19 protein-coding genes are annotated in these 22,113 nt (G+C 59.1%); all 19 read left to right on the top strand.

Going from position 1 to position 22,113, the window contains the following annotated elements; all coding sequences use genetic code 11:
- Positions 1-17 precede the first annotated feature (17 nt).
- The 19 genes from ACKFRT_RS04430 to ACKFRT_RS04340 all read left to right on the top strand — a co-directional run bounded on the left by ACKFRT_RS04430 (position 18) and on the right by ACKFRT_RS04340 (position 22,102).
- Positions 18-575 carry a hypothetical protein gene (locus ACKFRT_RS04430; RefSeq protein WP_408925893.1) on the top strand — a complete coding sequence of 186 codons (558 nt, stop codon included), beginning with the start codon at positions 18-20 and terminating at the stop codon, positions 573-575.
- Complete coding sequence (locus ACKFRT_RS04425) at positions 572-925, top strand: hypothetical protein (protein WP_408925892.1); 354 nt, start codon at positions 572-574, stop codon at positions 923-925. The genes ACKFRT_RS04430 and ACKFRT_RS04425 overlap by 4 nt, the downstream gene beginning before the upstream one ends.
- Complete coding sequence (locus ACKFRT_RS04420; protein ID WP_408925891.1) at positions 922-1,344, top strand: hypothetical protein; 423 nt, start codon at positions 922-924, stop codon at positions 1,342-1,344. The genes ACKFRT_RS04425 and ACKFRT_RS04420 overlap by 4 nt, the downstream gene beginning before the upstream one ends.
- Complete coding sequence (locus ACKFRT_RS04415; RefSeq protein ID WP_408925890.1) at positions 1,345-2,010, top strand: hypothetical protein; 666 nt, start codon at positions 1,345-1,347, stop codon at positions 2,008-2,010. It abuts the gene before it with no gap.
- 301 nt (positions 2,011-2,311) lie between these two features.
- The gene (locus ACKFRT_RS04410; protein ID WP_408925889.1) at positions 2,312-2,509 is read left to right on the top strand and encodes a hypothetical protein; all 198 of its coding nucleotides are present in this window, start codon (positions 2,312-2,314) and stop codon (positions 2,507-2,509) included.
- Between the two features lie 208 nt (positions 2,510-2,717).
- On the top strand, positions 2,718-2,954 hold the full coding sequence (locus ACKFRT_RS04405; RefSeq protein ID WP_408925888.1) for a hypothetical protein: 237 nt from the start codon (positions 2,718-2,720) through the stop codon (positions 2,952-2,954).
- Positions 2,951-3,322: a hypothetical protein gene (locus ACKFRT_RS04400; RefSeq protein ID WP_408925887.1), complete on the top strand. Its 372-nt coding sequence runs from the start codon at positions 2,951-2,953 to the stop codon at positions 3,320-3,322. The genes ACKFRT_RS04405 and ACKFRT_RS04400 overlap by 4 nt, the downstream gene beginning before the upstream one ends.
- Positions 3,319-3,525 (top strand): hypothetical protein, encoded by a 207-nt coding sequence (locus tag ACKFRT_RS04395; protein ID WP_408925886.1) that lies wholly within the window; start codon positions 3,319-3,321, stop codon positions 3,523-3,525. The genes ACKFRT_RS04400 and ACKFRT_RS04395 overlap by 4 nt, the downstream gene beginning before the upstream one ends.
- Positions 3,522-3,881, top strand: a complete 360-nt coding sequence (locus tag ACKFRT_RS04390; protein ID WP_408925885.1) for a hypothetical protein — start codon at positions 3,522-3,524, stop codon at positions 3,879-3,881. Before ACKFRT_RS04395 ends, ACKFRT_RS04390 begins: the two co-directional genes overlap by 4 nt.
- A gap of 466 nt (positions 3,882-4,347) precedes the next feature.
- A complete protein-coding gene (gene dut / locus ACKFRT_RS04385) occupies positions 4,348-4,740 on the top strand; it encodes a dUTP diphosphatase (protein ID WP_408925884.1) in 393 nt (130 codons plus the stop codon).
- Between the two features lie 68 nt (positions 4,741-4,808).
- The gene (locus ACKFRT_RS04380; RefSeq protein WP_408925883.1) at positions 4,809-5,240 is read left to right on the top strand and encodes a RusA family crossover junction endodeoxyribonuclease; all 432 of its coding nucleotides are present in this window, start codon (positions 4,809-4,811) and stop codon (positions 5,238-5,240) included.
- Positions 5,237-6,577: a replicative DNA helicase gene (dnaB, locus tag ACKFRT_RS04375; RefSeq protein WP_408925882.1), complete on the top strand. Its 1,341-nt coding sequence runs from the start codon at positions 5,237-5,239 to the stop codon at positions 6,575-6,577. Before ACKFRT_RS04380 ends, dnaB begins: the two co-directional genes overlap by 4 nt.
- A 483-nt stretch (positions 6,578-7,060) precedes the next feature.
- A complete protein-coding gene (locus ACKFRT_RS04370; protein WP_408925881.1) occupies positions 7,061-7,402 on the top strand; it encodes a hypothetical protein in 342 nt (113 codons plus the stop codon).
- Between the two features lie 262 nt (positions 7,403-7,664).
- A complete protein-coding gene (locus ACKFRT_RS04365) occupies positions 7,665-14,606 on the top strand; it encodes a zeta toxin family protein (RefSeq protein ID WP_408925880.1) in 6,942 nt (2,313 codons plus the stop codon).
- A gap of 586 nt (positions 14,607-15,192) precedes the next feature.
- Positions 15,193-15,696 (top strand): helix-turn-helix domain-containing protein, encoded by a 504-nt coding sequence (locus tag ACKFRT_RS04360; protein WP_408925879.1) that lies wholly within the window; start codon positions 15,193-15,195, stop codon positions 15,694-15,696.
- A gap of 21 nt (positions 15,697-15,717) precedes the next feature.
- On the top strand, positions 15,718-17,979 hold the full coding sequence (locus tag ACKFRT_RS04355; RefSeq protein ID WP_408925878.1) for a PBSX family phage terminase large subunit: 2,262 nt from the start codon (positions 15,718-15,720) through the stop codon (positions 17,977-17,979).
- Positions 17,980-18,011: 32 nt separating this feature from the next.
- Positions 18,012-19,733 (top strand): phage portal protein, encoded by a 1,722-nt coding sequence (locus ACKFRT_RS04350; RefSeq protein ID WP_408925877.1) that lies wholly within the window; start codon positions 18,012-18,014, stop codon positions 19,731-19,733.
- Positions 19,726-20,868 carry a phage minor capsid protein gene (locus ACKFRT_RS04345; RefSeq protein WP_408925876.1) on the top strand — a complete coding sequence of 381 codons (1,143 nt, stop codon included), beginning with the start codon at positions 19,726-19,728 and terminating at the stop codon, positions 20,866-20,868. The genes ACKFRT_RS04350 and ACKFRT_RS04345 overlap by 8 nt, the downstream gene beginning before the upstream one ends.
- Before the next feature lie 253 nt (positions 20,869-21,121).
- Positions 21,122-22,102, top strand: a complete 981-nt coding sequence (locus ACKFRT_RS04340; RefSeq protein WP_408925875.1) for a hypothetical protein — start codon at positions 21,122-21,124, stop codon at positions 22,100-22,102.
- Positions 22,103-22,113 lie beyond the last annotated feature (11 nt).

Here is a 22,113-nt window from a genome sequence, read left to right as displayed (position 1 = left end):
ACAGGAGAGGTAACGGAATGACGATACGTAAGACGGCCTATCGGCGGGCTATGGAGATCGCGGAATGCGCCGACAAGGCAGGCGAACTGCCTTATGAACTTGTGAACCGGCTATACGCCGCTGGGCTCATCACCACAAATACGGAGAGCGACCGCTTAGCGGGGGAGCCCTACCAGTGGGGGAGACGCGGGCGGGCGACAGATCAGGACGACACGGAACAGCAGGAAAAGGAAGCGATGGCAGTGACAAGTAAGCAAATCCGCGCCGCGAAGCTAATTGAGTTCGCAAACAAACGCGGGTACAACTCCGGACTGACCGCCGTACTGTTAAACAAATTTGACCTACTCGCACCGGACCTACCCGAACCGAACGACCCCGGCATTTTCGTGCCAGACGGCAAAGGGTGGCTACCGGGCGGGCCATATGGCCCTAGCGTGTGGACAGCACCGGACAGCACCGTCATGGTGCAGCGAATCGAACCCGGCGATCTCACCCCCGCCGAAGCCCGCCGCGTTGCCCTCGCCCTCCTCGCAGCCGTAGAAGAAGCCGAAACCATGAAGGAGAACACGCTATGACCAACTACCAGCGCGCCCTTGGGCTTGCCGACCACATCGCAGACGTGGACGAAACCCCACGGGAACTAGTGAAACAGCTACACCAAAACGGGCTACTCATGCCAGACCTACCCGACCCGACAATCACCGGCTACGCATACAGTTTCTGGACTACTAACAGAACAATCGCGATTGACCGCGATGCGGAAAAAGACGGAGCCGTGGTGCACTACCACGAGCGCGGACTGATCTACCTAGACACAGGAAGGGAGGAGGACCCGGCACTCCACTACGACGAAGCCCGCCGCGTTGCCCTCGCCCTCCTCGCAGCCGTAGAAGAAGCCGAAACCATGAAGGAGAACACGCTATGACTGACCAGAACACCCTCACCCGCTACGAAATTGAGCAATTCCTCGACGGCAAGCCGGACACGAAGTTGAAAAAAGAACTTCTCGAAATGCTTCAGCCCGAAGAGGATAAACGAAAAGAGTTTGAACGGTACGTGCAACATGTCTATGACCTGCTGTGCGATGCGTTAGGGAAGCGCCGGATCACTATACAAACTGGGGAGGATCGCTACGGAGACCCGTTGATTGGCGAAAAGATACCCGTCGGAAAGTTCCGCGTTGTGTTCAACATTTCGTTTGAGTATCAAGAGCAGCAAGTTATCCAGGTGCGTCACAAAGACGGCGGGTATTCACTCGCTGCTATCAGGGTTAAGCCCGATAACCCAGGGCTGTATGTCGATCTTGCAAAGACCGTCCTAGATTTTCTGAACGGAGGAAAGTAAATGACCAGCAACCAACAACAACTAGCAAAACTAGAACAACATGCTAAAGCCCTCGCGGAGCAGATCAAACAACTACAAGACCAGCTCAACAACGCGGAACCCACCACCGGGCTACTAGGCCGATGGGCGACCAACCGTGACGGCAAGCAGGTGCTCATCACCGCAGACACGCCAAGCGGAGGCTGGATCGAAACCGCATTCGTCAGCCCCGACGGCACCACGAGCGAAAAGGCGGAGCAGTTCGACAGTCTCATATTCCCAGAGCAAACCACCCGCCCGGAGGACGTGCCCGTAGGCGAAGCGTGGCTAGTGAACGCAGACGACGGAGACGAAAGCGCGACGAACGCCCCAGCGGTCAAGGGGTACGAAGGCCTATGGGTAACCGGCGAAGACGGAAAAGGTGGCACGAGCACATGGCGCGACAACGACGTCACCCTCATCACCCCACTCATTCCAGCCCGCCCACAGGACTCGCCGGAAACCGTCACCACCCTAGAAGAATACGGAGCGCTACCAGAAGGCAGCGTTGTTGCTAAGCCCGGCGAGAATCCGTGGGTACACCTGCCCTACATGTGGGTACAGAGTGGCGCCACCACCAACGATATGGCACTAGCCGGAACCACCCGCGGGGTTCTTCGCAGAGGGTGGGGCGCCCAGTCCCGGTAACTCATAAAACAAAGTGCGAAACCGCTAACAGTTTCACAGTTTCAATTCACACTTTGAAAAACAAACTACGAAACCGCAGGCCACGAAAGTGAGAAAGAGGAAAAATGGACGTATCCCATAAGGCGCGAAAGATCATAGAGGCCGAAATAAGCAACCGGCCAAGCGACCGCGCCGCGGCACTTTACGCAGTCCGAGCACTAGATAGGGCGGGACTACTAACGCCGGATCACTATTACAGGCGGGTACACGCGAACGACCAGGCAGAACAGGAACAGCCCAGCCGTGAATGTGGGCGCGAGAAATGACCAGCACCGGACCGTGGCACCACTGGTTCGCCTGGCGCCCCGTACGCACCGAACAGCACGGGTGGCGTTGGCTCCGCACCGTAGAACGCACCCTCCATTATCCCGTGGATATGCCTTTCGCCCCCGACCCGTACTGGGTTTACCGCCCAACCCCCAACAACCGGAAAGAAGTAGGCAATGACCACCGAACATAGGCGCTGGACTGTGAGAATCCACCAATCACACAGAAACGGGTCAAAATGCCCTAAGAGCAGGTGGGTAGTAGACCCTCCCGGCTTTGACTACAAAAAGCGCGCGGAACATACGGGCAACTGGCACCGCGCAGGCGGAAGCTGGTTCCAGTGGGGCAGAGAGCGCACCAAGCGTGAAGCATGGAAGGAAGCCCTAACCTACGCCGACCACATGGCACGCACTGTAGAGGTCACACTACCGCGCATAGGCAGCCAATTCACCTACAAGCAACTGGCTACCCACTCTTACGATGACATCACGCTTACTAAGGTGAACTCAAACAACTACCAAATCAGGTACGCCGAGGATATGGGCACAGAAGGAAGGGGGATCGACATGCTCGCCGACGAGCTGAAGCCCCTCGCCCTCGCGCTACTCGCACACCACTACAAACAGGAGAAGCAATGACTAACAACTACCAGCGTGCCGTCGAAATCCTCAACAAACACTGGGGAGTAGCCGCCGAAACAGGAATGGCGGACGAAACAGAATGCTGCGCCAAAGCCCTAGCCGAAGCCGGACTACTCATGCCAGACCTGCGGGAACCAGCGCTGTTCGACGACGGCGGAAAAGAATGGGTAACCCCCGACGGCTGGATAAACGTCCACGGCGGAATCGCCGAAATCAACTATGACGAGCATGACGGGGAGTCGCCGCGCCCGGAAAACATGGAACCCGACTACTCCACGCTTGTTGTGACAAGCCCGGACATGCTCCGCTGGCTGGCGTTAGACATGCTCGCAGCCGCCAACCACCTAGAACAGGAGAAGCAATGACTAACCCAGACAAGGCAGAGGTAGTGCGCCTACACGCCGAAATCGACGCAATGGCCAGCCGCTACAGACAGCGCGCCGACATAGCCCGCGACCGCCTCACCCGCGCACAAACCCCACATGAAGAACAGCAAATAGGGCGCTTTGTCACCTTTTTCACACGAGTAGCCGAACGCCTGGAAAGAATCAGGAAAGGGGAGCAATGACCACCAAACATAGGCGCTGGACAGTAAGGCGCGGGAAGCTGCCAAGAAAGACAGACGTAGACTGGATTGTCTACGACGCGGGCGGGGATATTCGTGCGGCGTTTCTGACACACGCCCTGGCGGTCACTTATGCCGACAAAATGGCGCGAACCGTGGAAGTCACGCTGCCGCGCAGGGTAGGCGACGGCGGGCACGTGTTGGGGGCGCAAAACCTGCGCGTTGGCGTCGCGTATTACGCGGGCAAGAAGACGATATGGGTAGAAGACCAGAGCCTTAGCATGGTCGACGTTCGACAAAATGAATTGAAGCCCCTCGCCCTCGCCCTACTCGCATTCCACTACGGGAGCCAACCATGACCACAACAGTCACCCCCCGTCATAACAACGGCACCCGTCGCCGTTACAAGCCCGCGGAGCTGGAAATACTAACCCTAGCGCCGCTACCCATAACGCAGCGCGTCACAGGGCGCACCACGGCCGGCGTAGCGATCAAACACCGCCGCGTTACTAACAAGCTAGGCAACGGCACCCACGCCCGCGACGGGCGCAGGAAATACGCAGACCAGCTCACATCACTAGCTACCGCGCGCCGTAACGGGCGGCCGTGGGAGCCGTGGGAACTGGAATATTTGCGGACTGCACACGAACAGCGCCACACCGCGCTACAGCAAGCGCAGCACTTACAGCGAACCTACAGGGCGGTAGAGGACAAGCGTAAACGCCTATGGAAACAACTAGATAGGCAGATAGGCGTACAGCAGTGTCTACCGTCCACAACAACAGGCACGCCTAGCGGGTGTGGGGAACGAAAGGAAACTGTTTAATGACCATGCCGAACATTGCCCACGCGGGAGACGCGGGGCTAGACCTCACGTCCACGCAGCGCGTCATAATCCCGCCCGGCGGGTGGGAGCTAGTCCCCACGGGGGCGCGAAACCTAGTGCCCGCTAAACATGTTGGGTTAGTGTGCCCGCGGTCTGGTTTGGCCGCGCGTCATGGTGTAACGGTGCTGAACGCCCCCGGTGTTATTGACGCAGGTTATGAGGGCGAAGTAAAAGTGATCCTCATTAACCACGGGGTTAGTCGTTTCGTTGTGGAACCCGGCGATAAGGTGGCGCAGCTAGTTGTTTTAGAGTTGCCGGGCATGTATGAGGGGTTGCAGCCCGTGAAGGGTGAGGCGCGCGGTGGCGGGGGGTTTGGTTCAACCGGGGCATAGCATTACCCGCCCGCGGCATACACCCGGTATACTATCTAGTGTGCATAACAACGAAAGACAACGCCACCATGCCTAACCCAACCCCAACCTCCAAACCCGCGTACACCGTATTCATACCCGGCCACCCCCGCCCCCAGGGATCAAAAAAACACATCGGCGGCGGCCGCCACATCGAAGCGTCGCCATACCACCAACAATGGCGCCAAAACTGTATCGCCCACATGCAGGCAGCCCGGCCACGCGGTATGGAACCCATCACCGACCCCATCATCTGCAACGTTACGTTCGTCATGCCCCGCCCTAAGCGCCTCACGAACCCCTACCCCTACCGTGGCGACCTAGACAAACTCAAACGATCCATCGGCGACAGTCTGAAACACGCCCACATCATCGGCGACGACTCCCGCATAGTCGCGCAAACAGACTCCAAACGCTACGCAGCCGAAGGTGAACGCCCCGGCGCACACGTCACAATCCACCTAGCCCCACTACCCCAATGACCAACCCTGTAGAAACAGAACGCACAGACAACGCAGCCGAACAGGCGCTTTTAGGCGCAATGATTATGGACACCCAGGCGATCCCCGCCGCCGTGGAACACCTAACGCCCCGCGACATGTTCCGGCCGGCGCACGAAACAATCATGTCGCTAATCATTGAAGAGTGGGAACACGGACGCCCTATCGACCCTGTAACCCTAGCCGGGCGGCTAGACGACACGGGGGTACTAAAACAGGCGGGCGGTGCCCCGTACATTCACACCCTCATTCAGTCCACCCCCGTAAGTGCAAACATTGAGTACTACGCCAAACGCCTAGCTAACCTCGCGGCGCTACGGAGGTTAGACCTAGCAGCTAAAACAATCATGCAGGTAGTCGCCACCACCACAGACGCGGACGAAGCGCTAGACCAGGCGCAACAGGCGGTAGCGGGGGCGGGGCGGACAACCAGCAAAACAGTTTTGACGCTAAAAGACGTGTTCGACACGTGCGACGTGATCCCCGACGGGGAACAGGAAGCCACCGGCACACTCACGCCAACCGGACACGCAGACCTAGACCAAATGCTGGTAGGGGGTTTACGCGGCGGTCAAATGGTTATCGTCGCCGCCCGCCCCGGCGTGGGTAAATCCACCCTCGCCGTCGATATGGTCAGACACACCGCAATAGACCGGGGTAAACCCGCTGTGGTGTTCAGTCTAGAAATGAGTGCGGCGGAAACCGCGCAACGTATCGTAAGTGCGGAAGGAAGTATCGCGCTAAAAACGCTACGGTCAGGCCGTTTCGACGATAAAGACGCAGGCAACCTGTTTTCCACAATGGAGCGCATAGAACACGCCCCGCTATACATAGACGACGCGGCGAACCTCACTATGCACGAAATCAGGGCGAAAGCACGAACCCTTGACAAAAAAACCGGCGGGCTGGGGCTAATAGTCGTTGACTACCTGCAACTACTCACTAGCGGCCGGCGGGTGGAATCTAGACAACAGGAAGTATCGGGCTTTTCTAGACAACTGAAACTTTTAGCTAAAGAGCTAGACGTGCCTGTAGTGGCCATCTCGCAGCTAAACCGTGGCGTGGAGCAACGCGGCGACGATGCCACCCCGCGACTATCAGACCTTAGAGAGTCCGGCTCGTTGGAGCAGGACGCGGACATTGTTGTTTTGATCCACCGCCCGGACTCGCAGAACCCGGATCACGCGCGGGCGGGGGAGGCCGACTTTTTGGTGGCGAAACACCGCGGGGGGCAAATCGGGACTGTTACCGTGGCGCAGCAGCTACAGTTTTGCCGTTTTGCGGACATGGCGGGCATGTTCCCCACTCCAACGTTCTAGTGTCTAGGTGTGTGTTAGACTCATGTTTGTGCGACAGTCAGCCACCTGTGGCGTGTTGTAGGCATGAACCGTCACCCCGCGGCGTCGCACCATTTCGGGAGAGAAGGTCCGTATTGTGTGCAGCACCCCCACCCGTCGTTTCCGTGGAAGAGGGGCGGAACGACTACAGGGTGGGGGTTGCCTGTATGCAGGCATGGGTAGCTTAGGGAGTGTCCCCGTTTGACACGCGCAGAAATCAAAACAAACCTACACGCACTACACACAACACGGGTTGTTACCGATGTTCACGGAAACACGCACCCCACGCGCCCGTTAATCCAGCAAATACAGGAAATTGACGGCGAAACACGCCCGTACACGCCCGGAACCCCGTCGTTTAAGTCACGCCCGCCTGGCCGGTTGGACGTCATGGACTGGATACGCAGCCTACACACAACCCTGTACCACCTCGCGGGGGTTAAACAGCCGGTTGGTGTGTCGCTCATGGCATGGTGCGAGAAGGTGGCGAACGGCACGTTAGAGAACTTGGGGGATAGTGCGATTATTGACTACACGGCGGAAACCTCACGGTTGGTAGCGGAGGCGCACAAGCTCGCATATACCGAACTGTTCCGTGTGAGGGCGCAGTGCCCCGCGTGTGGTGAGGCAGAAACGCACGCCACAACCGACGATGGGGGACGCAAAACAGGGGAGACGCTAGTGGTGTATGAACTATGGGCAGAGTGCGATACATGCCACCACAGGTGGGACGGGGCGGCGATTATGGAGCTAGCGCAACACATTAAGCGTGACGAAGAAACACGCCGCCGGTTGTTGTCCGGCTAACTAGACACGCACCACCCCTAGAGTGTAGAAATAGGGGTACGGCAGCAGTGCGCCTAAACACGTGTTAAGTGGCGCGCGGCTATCGCACAAACTTTATCCAATCCCACACGGGCAACCCCCGGCTGGAAACCACACCCCCCACGGTTCGGCGCGCAACGACGACGCGCACAACGGACACAAAGGGCGGGGCGTAGGTAACCAGCGCGGGGGTTTACTCATGCCCAAAAAGAGCAAGAAACCAAGTTTGAGGGGTTAAACAAGCATGGCACGCAAGCCACGAGTACCGAAGGTACCGCGCATCGGCGGAGGAGGCCGAAAGCGCGGCCCGCTAAGCGTCGAAACGAAAATTAAGATCGCCCGTTCCCTCGCACGGGTCAAGGGCGACACAACCGACTGGGACCCTTACGAAAAGAAGGGACGCGCCCCCGGTAAGGGAGGCAGCGGCAGCGGAGCTGGCAAGAAGACCGCCCGCATGACCACCACCACCTCCAAGGGCGGGGCGAAGGTCACCAGCGGCATTGATAAGCGCACCGGCAACAAGGTAACCGTATCCAAAACCAGCGGCACCGCAGGAAAGAACCGCAAGAACGCTAAGGCCACGGCCAACCCGTTCGGCGACTTCCCGAACAACACTGTTAAGGGCGGCGGCCACCAAGCCTCAAAGGAATACCTCACGCCGGATAATATCCGCACCGAACCAGGGTTCCGTAGCGACCTACAGGCCGTGGCGGATCGACTGACCACCCCGGCGAAGACGGAAAAGTACCTAGACCGGCTAGACGACCGCATGGTACGCGCTATGGAGGACACGGGCAGCCCGGCGAAGAACCGCCACAACCAGCGCGCCGCTATCCACAACTACACCCAAGCCCGCGAACTGGGGCTAATCGACGCAGAGCTAAACCGGACGGGCAAGAAGCCTGTCATGCCGTCGAAGGATAAGCTCCCGGACGTGAAATCCGGCGACCCGGACGGCAACGCGAAGCGCGCGAAAGGCATTAACGCGCCCGTGGCCGGTGGTGAGGCTAAGCAGGCGCCGAAGATGAAAGCCACGGCGGGTAAGCGTAAGCCCGCCACCGTCAAGGGCGAAAAGGCAGGGGATAAGCCCGCTAAGGCAGCTAAGCCCACCACCAAGGCCAACAAGGGCACTAAGGGCGCCAAGAACGGCAACACCAAGCCCGCGAAGCACCCGAAGGTACACGGCACCTACACCCCCGAAGAACAGGCCGCGGAACGCGCCAATCCGGGACGTAAGGGCGGAATTATCGACCGCGAGGCGGAAAACCTCACGCCCCGACAGCTGAACCGCCTGGCCCGCTACTACGGACTAGACAACGAGCAGAAGATTAACCAGCTGGGCGTGGACAAGGGCAATAAGAAGTTCCGCCACACCCCGGAGTTTGAAAAGTCTTACGACAAGTGGTTGGCAAAGACCGTAGCGCCCGCCCTGGACACCCTAGACCCGGACGGGCGGGTAGACCGCACCAACCCGGACGCGGTACTGGAAGCGCTAGGCGTAGGCCGTAAGGACGGGGTTGACACCCGCCGCGCGCTCACTAGCCCCATCTATTTCCAGACGCTAAGCGGCGACGTGCGCGCCGCTATCGCGGAACATGTGGGGTTTGTGCCGTCGCCGGTGAACATGCAGCGCAGCAACCGTGGGGAGAAGCGCCCCGCTGTGTTCGCGGAGGCGTTCGCTATCCAGCACCGGCGGCAGAAGGCCGGAGAGTTGCCGAAGTTCGCGGAGGATCGCAAGCCGGTTAAGCGCCCGAAGGGTAAGCGCAAGCCCCCCGCCCCGGCTAAGCCCAAGCAGGCACCGGCGAAGAACGCAGCCAAGAGCACGGAGAAGACCCCGGCGAAGCCCGCGGAGAAGCGAAACAACGGGATCACCTACCGACCCGCCGACGGCGACAACATGCCAGCCATCGGACACCACGACGGCGTAACAGCCAAGGGCACTTATATCACCCGCCCCGACGGTTCCAGCGTCCGCGGCGACGTCAAGCCGGTAAAGGTAGACACAGACCCCGACTACAAGGGACGCTACGACACCGCGGGACGTTACGCACAGATAACTAGCGACGGTAAACACCTTATTGTCGCCAACAACGAGTCCGAGCTGGACACCATGCTTAGGGACTACACCAACAGCCGCGGTGAAGTAGGCAAGCTGGTAGCCGACAACGGCGAAGCCCCCGAGCGTGATTTGGGACTGTCCGACTGGAAGAGCGGCAACCGTGATCGCACGTATGTAAATAAGTGGCACGAACCCGCGGGGTTTGAGTTCGAGACATACAAGAACAGCGGCCGCCCGAAGTGGGCAACCATCGACGGCAAGGGCATTAGCAACACCCGCGCCGACAAACTACGCGGCGGTAAAGTGTGGGTAGACAACAAGACCGGCGAACTACACGTAGAAGCTGGAAACGACGAACTACCCGCGGATAAGATCGCGGAGCGGTTGGCGCCGGAGTTGGAGAAGCAGCTAGGCCGCAGCATTACCTACCAGCCGAAGAAGGGCGGGAACAAGCCCGACGTTAAGCCGGACGCAAAGCCCAACGCGGGGGCGGAAAAGGCCGCCAACAAGGCGGGCAACACGGAGGACGATAAGGCAGCGAACATTGCAGCCCTCACCCCGTATCTCGCAGCAGAACCACGCCATCTAGCCGAAACGCCGGAAACAATTAACGACCCGGTACAGAAGGCCGTAGACAAGGCTAAGGCACCGGAGCGCGTGGCCGAAAGCGTGACAGATAACCGCGACATGGCGGATCGCCTACTTGACCTAGCCACGGCACGCAGCCGGGACGAAACCCTACCCATGCTAACCGGCGTGAATTTCGACGTGAACGACGGGGAGGCAACCATCGCGGCAACCGATAGGTTCCGCCTAGCCACGGAGCACGTCAAGATCGACGCGCCGAACGGCAAACACCTAGTGGACGGGAACGACTTCCAAGCGGCAATGCGTGCAATGAAGGGCGTAGAGGGCGACTTCAAGCTAACCGACAACAACGACGGAACTTATACCCTCACCCGTGGCGACGTATCCCGGAACCTAAAGGGGATCGACAGCGAGTTCCCGGTAATCGCGCCGCTTATGCCCAACCTGACGGAGGAAACGCCACGGTTCACGGTGAACGCCCCAGCGTTGCGTAAGGTAGCGCTGGAAGCGAAACGCAACAGAACACGCCACGGCGGCCTGTACTTTAAGCCGGTGGACGGCAAAGACGCTTATCACGTGTCCTGGACGGATAAGTACGGCGATGTGCGCACGGTAGACGTTCCCGCTAAGTTTTCTAACGACAATTCGGCAGACCGCCCCGCGTTCGCGGTGAACCAAACCTACCTGGCCGACATTTTGGGCGGGGTTAAGGGCGACGTCACGGTAGGAAACGACGCCGGGCACCGCCCCCTACGTATCGTTACCGACGGCGAAGAACAACCGACGCGCCTACTCATGCCGATCCGCGGCGACGGCCCGGACATGGTGGCAGAACCGGGCGTGAACAACGCGGCACGCCACCACCTAAACGCCCTGTACGACGCGCTGGCGGCACCAAAGGAAAACCGCGTAGCCTACAACGCAAAGGAACTCCGAGCGGCAATTAAAAACGCCTACGAACAGGCCACCAAGGACGTTAAGGAAGGCACGCCGGAATACTTCCTACACGCCACCCCAGACGGCCGTATGCGAGTCGTCGCGGGCAACAAAAAATCCGGCGTGAAGGTCTACGGAGAAGTAGCTATCGAGCCGGGGCAGGCGGAAATGTTCGCCATTCTCCCACACCGTAACGCCAAGGGTGCCCCGGCGAAGCCGGGAACGTTGAACGCCCCGTTTAAGGGAGACAACGGCGTGTTTACCGTGCATGAAGGGAAATACGCCCTTAACCACACCGAACACGGCACAACGGGGCAAATGAACTACGTGGTAGGCAAGGAATCGCTACAGAGAACCCGCACTAACCTACGCAAATTCGGCTACAACCCCGACCAGGGCGACGGCAACAACGGAACTAGCCCGTTGCCGGGTCTGAATGATGTGTCGAAGTTCGACGCCGACGCGGCAGCGAAACGAGCCGAGAAGATGGAGCTTGACCGCACCCGCCGCGAACTAGCGGAAGTTGGCATGACCGACGTGGAAAAGACAACCGCGGCCACGAAGCGCGACAACATGCCACGCCTGGACGGTCAAAACGGTCTACGCGCGAAAACACCGGAAGCCGAACGCCGTGACCGTTTAAGTGGCGACGGCGCGCCGCTAGACGCGGGGAAAGGCTACCAAGAGCGCGGGCGATGGGTAGAACAAACCATGAAGGCCATGATTAGCCGAGACGGTGATAGCCAAGCGCGCTACTCAACTGTAAAGGCCGACGGCACCCGCGAGTATTCCCCGGAGCGCCGCGCGCAACACGCCGAAATCATTGGACGGCTAATCGCAGAAGCGGAAGCCGACGGCCCCGTACCCCGCGACCGAAAAGCGTTATTCACCGGCGGGATCGGCGGTAGCGGCAAAGGCGCAACACTCAAGGAGCGTAATAAGGGGGAGAGCACAAAATACCTCACGCTAAACGCCGACGATGTGAAAGAAATCATGGCCGAAATGGGTATGATCGAAGTGCCGGACAACATGGCACCAATGGAGGGCGTTGCCCTCATTCACGAAGAATCGTCCGACATTACTAGCGCGCTTGCACGCCACGCCTACAAACAGGGCATGAACGTCGTCTGGGATAGCACGATGGGCAGCACCGGCAGCGTCCAAAAGCGAATCGACGAACTACGCGAAAACGGCTATGACGAAATCGTTGGCACGTTCACCGATGTTCCGCTGGAAGTTTCCGTAAACGGCGCGGCACAACGCTACGCGCAGGGCATGGACAAGTTCATCGGCGGAAATGGCTACGGCGGGCGATACGTCCCCGAGAGCGTGATCCGCAAGGCCGAAACCGAAACGCCGGGCGTGACGCGCAATAAGCAGGTGTTCAACTCCCTACGCGACCAGTTCGACAGTTGGGAAATCTGGGACAACAACCGATATAATGATAGTGGCGACAGGCAGCCCCCACTCATGGTGGACAGTGGCGCCGCGCCGGAAAGGAACCACAATGACCGTGTTCGAGGACTACCTAGCGGGCAAGGCAACAGCCGAGGAAGTCAAGGCCGAAGTGGCGCGCCAGCGGCAGGGAATGACCAAACCGCAGGCACCGTACAAGCAGCCGGACTTGACAGATCAAAAGTGGACTCCCCCGTCAATCTTCGAGGAAGTGACAATCGCGCAAGCGACCGGGGAGGTCAGCCGGGAGGAAGCGGACGCGCTACTAGCGTAAACCAGCGCCGCGCCGCGGACATGACCGAGGCGGAACGCCACGCCGCCATAGTCGAAATGAACAACCGCCTACTGGACGGTAATATCGACGCGGAAGAGTACGAACGCACCGTGTGGGATATGGAGCACCCGGACGGGCCGGATTACGACAACCGCCCAACCCCCGCCGTCAACGAAGGCGACGCGCTACACCAGATCGTCAACCCGGACGCGCGTATTCAGATTACGCACACGGAGGACGAGGGCACGCTAGTTCAGGGCACCGAACGGGGCGACAACCTTAGCGCCACAATGCGCGCCAACGGGTTTAAGTGGTCTAGAAACCTCAAGGCGTGGTATGCGCCGCGTAGCCGCGATAAGCGACCGAACAGCTACAAGATTAGCCGCCTACACCAGGCGCTAAAGGATCAAGGTTTGGACGTGGGGCTGGACGTAGACCGCCGCATGGGCGACGCGCAACGACGCGAAGATCGCCGCGACCAGCGCAGCGCAGACCGTATCGCCGCGCTAGGTGAGAAGGTGCAACGCAAACAGGCCGCCGCCAACGCGGCGTGGAATACGCACTTTAACCGTGTGGACGAGTTGCCGCCGGACGGCGAGCCGATCAAGGTTGGCCACCACAGCGAGAAGCGCCACCGCCGCGCGCTAGACAACGCCTGGAAGTCGCTAGGCCGTGCCGTAGACGCGGGTAAAGCCGTGGAAGATGCGCAATACCGTATGGAAGCAGCGGAACGCAGCAGGCGTTCCCGCAATCGCCCGCAGACAGTCGCTAACCGCATTGAGAAGCTGGAAAAGCAGATCAAGAAGTCCCGCGACCAGCTAAACGGCGCCCCGGCATACAAGGGCGGAGCACCCCGCGCGCCACTTACAGGGGATCGCCGCGTTCGAGCGCTTAACGCTATCGACGCGGATATGCAGGACTTGAACCTACAACGCGCAATTTTCGAGCAGCTGAAGGCCGACGGCAAGGTGGTGGACATTCACGACCTTAACCCCGGCGATAAGGTGAAGCTCTACGGCGAGTGGGTTCCGGTTGTGAAGGTGAACAAAACCACCGCGTCGATGGCTAACGGGTGGAAGTTGAAGCAGGGAGAGGCTACGGTGGTTAAGCGAGCTACCGACGCGGAGCGTGAGGCGCTGGATAAGGCTAAGAAGGCGCAACAGAAGAAGTCCGCCAACGGCCCGCACATCGTGGGCGAGCCGATCCGCAAGCACCACGCCCTTACCGACGGTTCGGAGACGTTCAACCGTGGAAAGATCACCCGCAACGGATTCACCATCAAGTCCGTTAAGGGAGTACATGACGGCGCCTACGGTGGAATGTTCGAGGTAACACCCCCGCAGGATAAGAAGTTCTATGTAGCACAGCCTAGCGCGCTACCACGTGCGAAGTCGCTAGACGAAGCGCGTGAAATCATTGACCGCGCCGCCGCCGACCTTACTATCCCGGAGGGGCGTTTGAGCCACAACAGTTTCATCGGTTCCCCCGATAGTGACCTGTTCAAGGCCGTTATGCGCCCGCACGGCGACCCTATGGGCTACGCGCGCGATATTCTACGAGGCCGCGAGCAACAGGGGCGCCTCACTTACCCGGATATGTGGCAGGCCGTCGCTTACCAAAATGGCGACTTCCTACGCATGAACTTTAGCGAGCTAGAGGCACTGGCCGACGGTGGCGGTGAACGTGCCGAGGCGGCGCGTAAGTACCTAGAGGGGCGTTTCCCCGGACAGTTCAACCTCACCAAGGGGAACACAGCCGGAGCGCTAGAGTTCCCGGAGTTGCAGCTAATGAGTTCGGCGCAGCTGGAAACCATCGCGTCCGGCACTGGCCCGAAGGCGACGGCGGCACAGCAGTTGCTTAACGACCGCGGGTAACAGCGGGGGTAGGAGGTTCACACCGTGGGGAACATGGGCTGGCCGAAAACTAGGCACTTGGTTAAGTACTGGACACGCGGAGCAGGTTTAGCGCGTTGGGCTACCAACCCCCACCCCTACACGGCGTTAACTACAGCGTTGCGCAGTGAGGGCGTGCCGGGGCGTTACGTCAACGGGTTAGCCGCGGAGTACTTTAAACGGGTTTTCGGTATCTACCCCGGGCAGCGTAAAGGCAAAGCCGGGGGGAACCGTGGGCACCGTTTGATCGGTAAAGGAGGGTTCACGCTGGACGGGAGTGACTTCTAGCCCCCGCCGGTTCCCGTAGGGCATAAGTAAACCCCCGGCGTCGTTGCGTGGCAGCAATCGCGGCGCCGGGGGTTTAGGCATTCTCGGCCCGAGAAAAGGAAAGAGCGTAGGGGCTACGGAAAGGACAACCGTGGCGACTACGACCCTCCGCGCGGTTTAGGAGACCAAGACTAAACAACGTGGAGGGTATGATTATGTTATCACAGCACATAGACACACAACGCACCCTACGTAACGGTTTGACGGGCGCGGGGGTGGACAGGAAGGGGCACACGACACTATGCCAACGGCGCGTAAACTAACTGAACAAGATATTGACATGATCGTAGCCATGCACGAGGACGGCGCGAGTTTCCTCACTATCGCGCATAAGTTCAATATCGGCAAAAGCACCGTAAGTCGCTACCTGCGTGAGCGTAACGCGGATATAGACCGTTCGCGGACGCATGAGGCGACGGTAGCGCGTGTTCGTAAAATCCAGGCCGAGCGGGTGGAACTAGCGGAGCAGCTTATGCAGGACGTGGCGCTAATTCGTGATCGTATTTGGAGCGAGTACAAGTACCACATGTCTACGCCGGCCGGGGCGGTGGAAGTTGTTTCAGACGAGCCGCCGCTACGTGAGCAGGCGGACGGGTTGCGCGCTATCCCGGCGTTGGTTCGCGCTATTGACGACCTCACAGCAGGTGTGGACGAGGGTGAGAGTATCGGGGAGTCTAAGGCGGCGATTACGCAACTTATGGACAATTTGGCGAAAGTTGTTGCTAAGAAGAGCGGCGAAAAGTAGCCGGGTTGGGGGCGTAAGGGCGTGACTGAACTGTTAGGTGATGGCCTGAACATTGGTTATAAGCAGGCGCTTAGCATTGCGGAGTCTAATTATACGATTAACGTATGGGACGGGGCGATCCGCAGCGGCAAAACTTTCGCCTCACAACTACGCTGGCTAGGGTTCCTAGCAGACCCACCAAAAGGCGGCCAATTCGTCATGGTAGGGCGCACCCGCGACAGCCTAGCCCGCAACGTCCTAGCCCCCATGCAAGACCCGCAAATATTCGGCCCCTACGCAAAATACGTCAAATACACACACGGCGCCCCACTAGCCACCATCTTTGACCAGCGCGTACACATCATGGGCGCGAGTGATTCTAAAGCAGAGAAAGCTATCCGTGGTATGACCCTAGCCGGGGCATACGGCGACGAGATCACCATTCAATCGGAAGAGTTCTTCACGCAGCTACTAGGCCGCATGAATGTGGACGGGGCTAAAGGGTTTTTCACCACCAACCCCGATAGCCCCGCGCACTGGCTTAAAGAGAAGTTCCTAGACCGTATCGGCGACCCTGTAAACCCGCTGGAAGACTGGGGGCGCTGGTCTTTCCAGCTAGACGATAACCCCGTACTATCCGAAAAATATAAGGCGCGTATCCGCAACGAGTTCACCGGCCTGTTCTATAAGCGTTTCGTGCTAGGGCAGTGGGTTAGCGCGGAGGGCGCCGTGTATGACATGTGGAACCCCGCCCGTAATGTGATACGCAACGCGGATATGCCCCGCATTATCCGCCATATGGCTATCGGTATTGACTACGGAACCACTAACCCCACCGCCGCTATCCTATTGGGGTTGGGGGAGGACGACCGGCTTTATGCTATCGACGAGTGGAACTATAAGCCGGGTAGTAAAGCCGTGCGTAAAACAGACGTGGAACTTTCCGCCGACGTGAAACAGTGGATTGGCTACAGGCATGACGACGACCACCCGGACGCCACCGACGCGCCCGTTATCGTAGACCCCGCGGCGGCCTCATTCCGTGTTCAGCTTTACCAGGACGGCATACCCACCTACGCCGCGGAGAACGACGTGCTTTATGGGATCAGAACCGTATCCGGCTTGCTATCCGCCGATAGGCTACGCATTAACGAACGTTGCACCGGACTCATTAAGGAAATACCGGGCTACTCATGGGACCCTAAAGCAACGAAACAGGGCATAGACGCGGTAATTAAAGAGAATGACCACTGTATTAGGGCGGGCGAACCTGTAACGACGGGACGCGGGCAGGTGCCCATTGAGCAGGTAACAACCGATGACGTAGTTCTTACCCGTGCCGGGTATAAGCGCGTTCTACGCGCGTGGAAAACGGCGGATAAGGCGGAAATCTACACGGTTGTCACAGGTTCAGGCCGGGCTGTTTCCGGCACGGGCAATCACGAGGTTTGGACAGAAAACCGGGGCTGGATACGACTAGACGCACTGCGGTATGGGGATATACTGTTGTCATGCCATATAGACACACAATCGCCTACCGGGGGGTCGTATACCGACGCTACCCAGGAGCCGCGGCCAGAACTGAACGGGTCTACTACGTCCCCAACGGAACAGAACGCACCCGAGGGTGCGGGCGACTTCACGAAGAAATCTGGAAAGCACACAACAAACGAGATATACCGACCGGCTACCACGTCCACCACAAAGACGGAAACCCCCTCAATAACGCACCGGACAACCTGGAAGCTATCCCCGCTTCCGAACATCACCGGCACCACGCCGCGGAACGCATGGCAAGACCAGACTGGGGCGAACACCTTATGCGCTGGCAGGAAGCCGGACAGAAGGCTGCTAGAGCTTGGCACGGTTCCCCCGAGGGGATCGAGTGGCACCGGGAGCATGGAAAACGGACGTGGGAGGCGAGAAAACCATACGAGCGCACCTGCGAACACTGCGGTAACACCTATGAAACGAAATCGCTACACGGACGCGAACGTTTCTGTTCCAACGCATGTAAAGCTGCCTACAGACGAGCTAGCGGAGTTGATAACGAAACACGGCAATGTGTCGTATGTGGCACAGACTTCACAGCCAACAAGTACGCAAAAACCAAAACTTGCAGCCGATCATGTGGTGGAAGTTTACGCCGAGCCAGACGCGGCGCCGGTGTATGACTTGACCGTGGAAGATCAACACGAGTTTTTCGCGGGTGGCCTGTTGGTTCACAACTGTCTTGACGCCCTACGCTATGCCTGCGTTACCACTGAAAACAGGTGGCGCGGAATTGTTGCACCAAACACCTAGAATAGTATCTACACACCATAAGGAGACACAACATGAGTGAGCAATGGCCACCCCACCCGTTTAATATCGCACTAAAAGACATGGACACATGGGCGGCCTGGTATTCAGGGGATACTGACCGGCTGGCGGATATTTACGGAAAGCCGGGCTACCGGCGCCGCGCGCGGTATTCCCCGGACGGCAATTTGGCCGGCAACGGCGACACGTACTTTTGGGGGCGCCCTAACCCACAGAACGCGAAACGCCGCCACGTCCCCATCGCAGCGGATCTAGCACGCGCGTCAAGTGACCTAATGTTCTCCAAACCGCCGGTTATCACGTTGGGCGATCAGGATAAGCAGAACGAGCCGCTTATGGAACGCCTGGGGGCAATGTTCGGCCCGGATACGTTCAGCGCTGTCCTATCGGAGGCGGGAGAACATGCGTCTGTGTTTGGTGGGGTGTATTTCCGCCCGTGGTGGGATTCGGAAATTGCGGATCATATCGTGCCCCATTACGTCGCCGCCACGGCGGCCGTGCCGGAGTTCCGCCACAACGTTCTAACCGCCGTCACATTCTGGCAGGAGCTACCACAGGAGCCGGGTTCGGACTACGCTAACCGCACTGTCCGGCACCTTGAACGGCACGAGCCGGGGCGTATTATCCACACAGTGTGGGCCGGGGATTCAGCACGTTTGGGCGAGAAAATAGGCATTGCCGACATTCCCGAGACAGAATGGCTAGTCGATTCACTAGACGAGGGGGTGGACAACACGGAGGTTATCCAGGAAACCGGGCTAGATCGCCTGGACGTTGTGTATATCGCCAACGTGCGGCCAAACCGCGGGTGGGTTCACGAACCGAAGCTAGCGAACCTGGGGCGTAGTGACTTTGAGGGGATCGAGAGCGAGTTCGACGCGCTAGACGAAACCGCGTCGGGAATGATTACCGACGTGCGTAACGGTAAAGGCCGTATTTTCGTAGAAGAGCAGTACCTACGTGACGATGGGCCGGGTTCCGGCGCGTCTTTTGACGAAGACCAGGGTGTTTATGTGAAGCTGGCCACTGGTTTGGGTTCGGCTACTAGCGGCGGGTCTGGTATTGACGCGGTACAGTTGCAGATTCGCTGGCAAGAGTACGCGCAGGTGTACGCGGAGATTTTGGCGGTGATTCTGCAAAACGCTGGTTTGTCCGCGCAGAACTTCAACGACGGGCGCCTAACTACAGGCGTGACGGCTACGGAGGTTGACGCGCGTAACGCCGTTGGTGAGGCCACGCGCAAAAAGAAGATTAACTATTGGCGCGCGGGGCTAACCGAGTTCGTGAAAATTGTGATGGAGCTAGACGCCATTCACTTTGAGACGGGGCTACACCTAACCCAACCCCCGGTTGTCCGGTTCCCGTCGCAGGCCACACAGTCCGATAGTGAGCTGGCGCAGACTATCGCCACAAAGCGCAGCGCCGGGATTATCAGTGTTGCCCAGGCCGTGCAGCAGGTAAACCCGGATTGGACTAGCGAGGAAGTGGACGAAGAGCTAGACCGTATCGCGGAGGATAAGGTAGCGGAAACGAAGCTGGCATTCGGTAAGGGACTAGACGAGGGGGACAACCCGGACGCGGAACCAACCGAAGGCATGGAGCCGGACGAAGCGTACACAGGGCTTGACGAACAACCCGCCGAGGGTGCATGGGAGACGCAGCAGGGCGGGGAGTCGGCCGGCGACGATAGCGAAGCAGAACCGGCGGACGTAGAGGGCACGGGCGATAATGGCTAAGTTACGCGCCCCGTGGGCTACCCCGCGCAGGAAGCCTAAAAAGTGGGTGCCCCGACTGTCACGCGGGTTTAGCCCCGACCTGTTGCAGGGCATTAACACGGCGGTAGTGAAGGCCGCGGAGGGGTTGGAGCAGGCGATTATTCGTGCTGTGTCGCGGGAGTCTACCCAACCGAAGGTGAACCGTGGCGGGTTTTTATCCCGGTTGCGTTCCATTGTCGGATTCGGTTTAGGTGACGTGTCTAAACAGGCGTTCCGTATGGGCGTAGACGCGGAGGCGGTGGGTAAAGCGACCGCACGGAAGCACGCGGCGGCGAAAACACCGGGAGGCGTGGATAAGTGGGGTGGTAGGAAACCACCCGCCCCTAAAGCCCCGCGGAATTTGGATTTAGGTGTAACGATCAGAACACCCGCCGCGTTACGTGATTCTTTCAAAGACCTAGCCCCCACCCTCATTGGTTCCGGTTCGGAGCTGTTCGACGAAATTGTGGAAGCCATCGCAGCTAACCCGCCGGAGTCCGAAGCGGCGCGGCGTAGGGTAGCGCAGGGTGTTTTGGATAAGTTCGGTAAGCGCGGGGTCACGGGGTTTGTGGATAAGGCCGGGCGCCGGTGGAACATTGTGTCGTATGTGGAAATGGCGACCCGAACCGCAGCCGGGAACCTAGCTATGGGTGCGCACCTAGCGGAGCTACAGGCCGCAGGGTTTGACGTTGTGCGCGTAACGGTTATGCCTAACTGTCACCCGTATTGCCAACCGTTCCAGGGGCGCCTGTTGTCGATTACGGGGCGGACGTTGCGGTACAACGGGGAGCCGGTGGTTACCAGCATTGCTGACGCGATCAGTCGCGGGTTTAGGCACCCCAATTGCCGCCACACGGTGTACGTGTGGAAGCCGGGCGACCCGTTCACCCCACCGGATCAGATAGACGTGGGCGACTATGAGGCGTCGCAGGAGCTACGCCGGTTTGAGCGTGAAGTGCGTGCCGGTAAGCGCAAACTAGCGGCGGCGGTTACCCCGGAGGGGCAGGCGAAGGCGCGGCGGGAGATTCGGGACGCGCAGGCGCGTATTCGTGCGCATGTTGCCGAGACGGGTGTTCCGCGTAACCGTTATCGGGAGCAAGTGGGGGTAGCGCTTTAATTGTGTGTTGTCTGTTGCATTAGAGGCGCGTGTGGGGGTATTATGCGGGGTGCGGACGAAGTGTGCCCATTGTTGGGTTCAACGCCGCTAAACGTGCCCGGTGACATGGGGAAGTGTCACCGGGTTTTGCTTTGCCGCGGACATACCGCCGGGTGCGGAGAATGCACGGCACCCCCATTGCACGCCGGGCGCGGGGTGGGGCACACAGATAACTAGATAACCATTTTTTCTACAGAAAACAGGGAGACATGCCATGTCAAACGATAAGTGGACCGAGAGCCTAGACGGTGAGGAAGCCAACGAGCGCGAGGCATGGGGCGATGAACCCGATGTAGACGATGTAGAAGACCAGGACGAGCCGGACGATTGGGGCGACGACCAGGACGACTGGGACGATACCGACGATGACGGCGACGACTGGGAGGATACCCAAGAGTTCGACAACGAAGACGACGGCGACTATGAGGCCGACGGCGAAGACGGCGAGGACGATTGGGATTACGACGAGCCGGACGAAACCGACGCCCTGTTCTATGACGATGACGCCGACGACGAGGCGGAAGAAGATGACGAGGACGAGGGCGACGGGGAGGACTACGACGTAGACAAAGAAGATGACGAGGACGGGGACAACCCCGGCCAAGAGTCACTTTGGGATTACGACGAGGACAACGACGAGCCGGACAACACCCCGGACGGGAACGTAGATAAGCAGGTTAAGGCGCTACGAAAAGAAAACGCTAAGCGACGCCGACAACTGCAAGAACTACGCGATCAGTCCACCGGGATTATTGAACAGCGTGTAGGTGAAGTTATTGACGACATTGCAACGGCCGCGGGGCTGGGCGATGGTGCCGATTACAGCGAACAGACCCTATCCGAGGCGCTGGGTAAGCGTTTCGCGGAGGCTGAACGTCGCGCAACGGAGGCAGAACGGCGCCTAGCCGTCACCGTGGCGGCGAACAACGCCGGTGCGGACGTGGACGCGCTACTGGATAGCGTTTCTTTCACCAACAAGCTAGGCGCGCTGAACCCCACCGATGAAGGTTTTACCGACGAAGTGAACAAGCTAGTCACCGGGTTCAATAAGGCACGCCCAACAACGGCGGCGACGCCTAAGAAGACCCGCGGCGGCGCGGATTTCCTAAGCGGTTCAGGGGCTAAGCGCACTGCAAGCAACACTGTTGAGGATTTGGCGCAACGCCGCCGGAACCGTCGCGGTGTTCAACTGTAAAGATTAACCGC

This window comes from Corynebacterium jamesii (assembly GCF_046097395.1).
Classification (GTDB): domain Bacteria; phylum Actinomycetota; class Actinomycetes; order Mycobacteriales; family Mycobacteriaceae; genus Corynebacterium.
Note: the sequence above shows the minus strand (reverse complement) of the source record. Positions and strands in the feature narration are given on the sequence as shown.

What these genes read in the sequence shown, in the direction of transcription:
- ACKFRT_RS04360 (WP_408925879.1), top strand. Translation starts at nt 15,193, where the DNA reads ATGCCAACGGCGCGTAAACTAACTGAACAAGATATTGACATGATCGTA.
- ACKFRT_RS04405 (WP_408925888.1), top strand. Translation starts at nt 2,718, where the DNA reads ATGGCACGCACTGTAGAGGTCACACTACCGCGCATAGGCAGCCAATTC.
- ACKFRT_RS04365 (WP_408925880.1), top strand. Translation starts at nt 7,665, where the DNA reads ATGGCACGCAAGCCACGAGTACCGAAGGTACCGCGCATCGGCGGAGGA.
- ACKFRT_RS04395 (WP_408925886.1), top strand. Translation starts at nt 3,319, where the DNA reads ATGACTAACCCAGACAAGGCAGAGGTAGTGCGCCTACACGCCGAAATC.
- ACKFRT_RS04420 (WP_408925891.1), top strand. Translation starts at nt 922, where the DNA reads ATGACTGACCAGAACACCCTCACCCGCTACGAAATTGAGCAATTCCTC.
- dnaB (WP_408925882.1), top strand. Translation starts at nt 5,237, where the DNA reads ATGACCAACCCTGTAGAAACAGAACGCACAGACAACGCAGCCGAACAG.
- ACKFRT_RS04350 (WP_408925877.1), top strand. Translation starts at nt 18,012, where the DNA reads ATGAGTGAGCAATGGCCACCCCACCCGTTTAATATCGCACTAAAAGAC.
- ACKFRT_RS04430 (WP_408925893.1), top strand. Translation starts at nt 18, where the DNA reads ATGACGATACGTAAGACGGCCTATCGGCGGGCTATGGAGATCGCGGAA.
- ACKFRT_RS04345 (WP_408925876.1), top strand. Translation starts at nt 19,726, where the DNA reads ATGGCTAAGTTACGCGCCCCGTGGGCTACCCCGCGCAGGAAGCCTAAA.
- ACKFRT_RS04380 (WP_408925883.1), top strand. Translation starts at nt 4,809, where the DNA reads ATGCCTAACCCAACCCCAACCTCCAAACCCGCGTACACCGTATTCATA.
- ACKFRT_RS04415 (WP_408925890.1), top strand. Translation starts at nt 1,345, where the DNA reads ATGACCAGCAACCAACAACAACTAGCAAAACTAGAACAACATGCTAAA.
- ACKFRT_RS04425 (WP_408925892.1), top strand. Translation starts at nt 572, where the DNA reads ATGACCAACTACCAGCGCGCCCTTGGGCTTGCCGACCACATCGCAGAC.
- dut (WP_408925884.1), top strand. Translation starts at nt 4,348, where the DNA reads ATGACCATGCCGAACATTGCCCACGCGGGAGACGCGGGGCTAGACCTC.
- ACKFRT_RS04340 (WP_408925875.1), top strand. Translation starts at nt 21,122, where the DNA reads ATGTCAAACGATAAGTGGACCGAGAGCCTAGACGGTGAGGAAGCCAAC.
- ACKFRT_RS04370 (WP_408925881.1), top strand. Translation starts at nt 7,061, where the DNA reads ATGGCATGGTGCGAGAAGGTGGCGAACGGCACGTTAGAGAACTTGGGG.
- ACKFRT_RS04410 (WP_408925889.1), top strand. Translation starts at nt 2,312, where the DNA reads ATGACCAGCACCGGACCGTGGCACCACTGGTTCGCCTGGCGCCCCGTA.
- ACKFRT_RS04400 (WP_408925887.1), top strand. Translation starts at nt 2,951, where the DNA reads ATGACTAACAACTACCAGCGTGCCGTCGAAATCCTCAACAAACACTGG.
- ACKFRT_RS04390 (WP_408925885.1), top strand. Translation starts at nt 3,522, where the DNA reads ATGACCACCAAACATAGGCGCTGGACAGTAAGGCGCGGGAAGCTGCCA.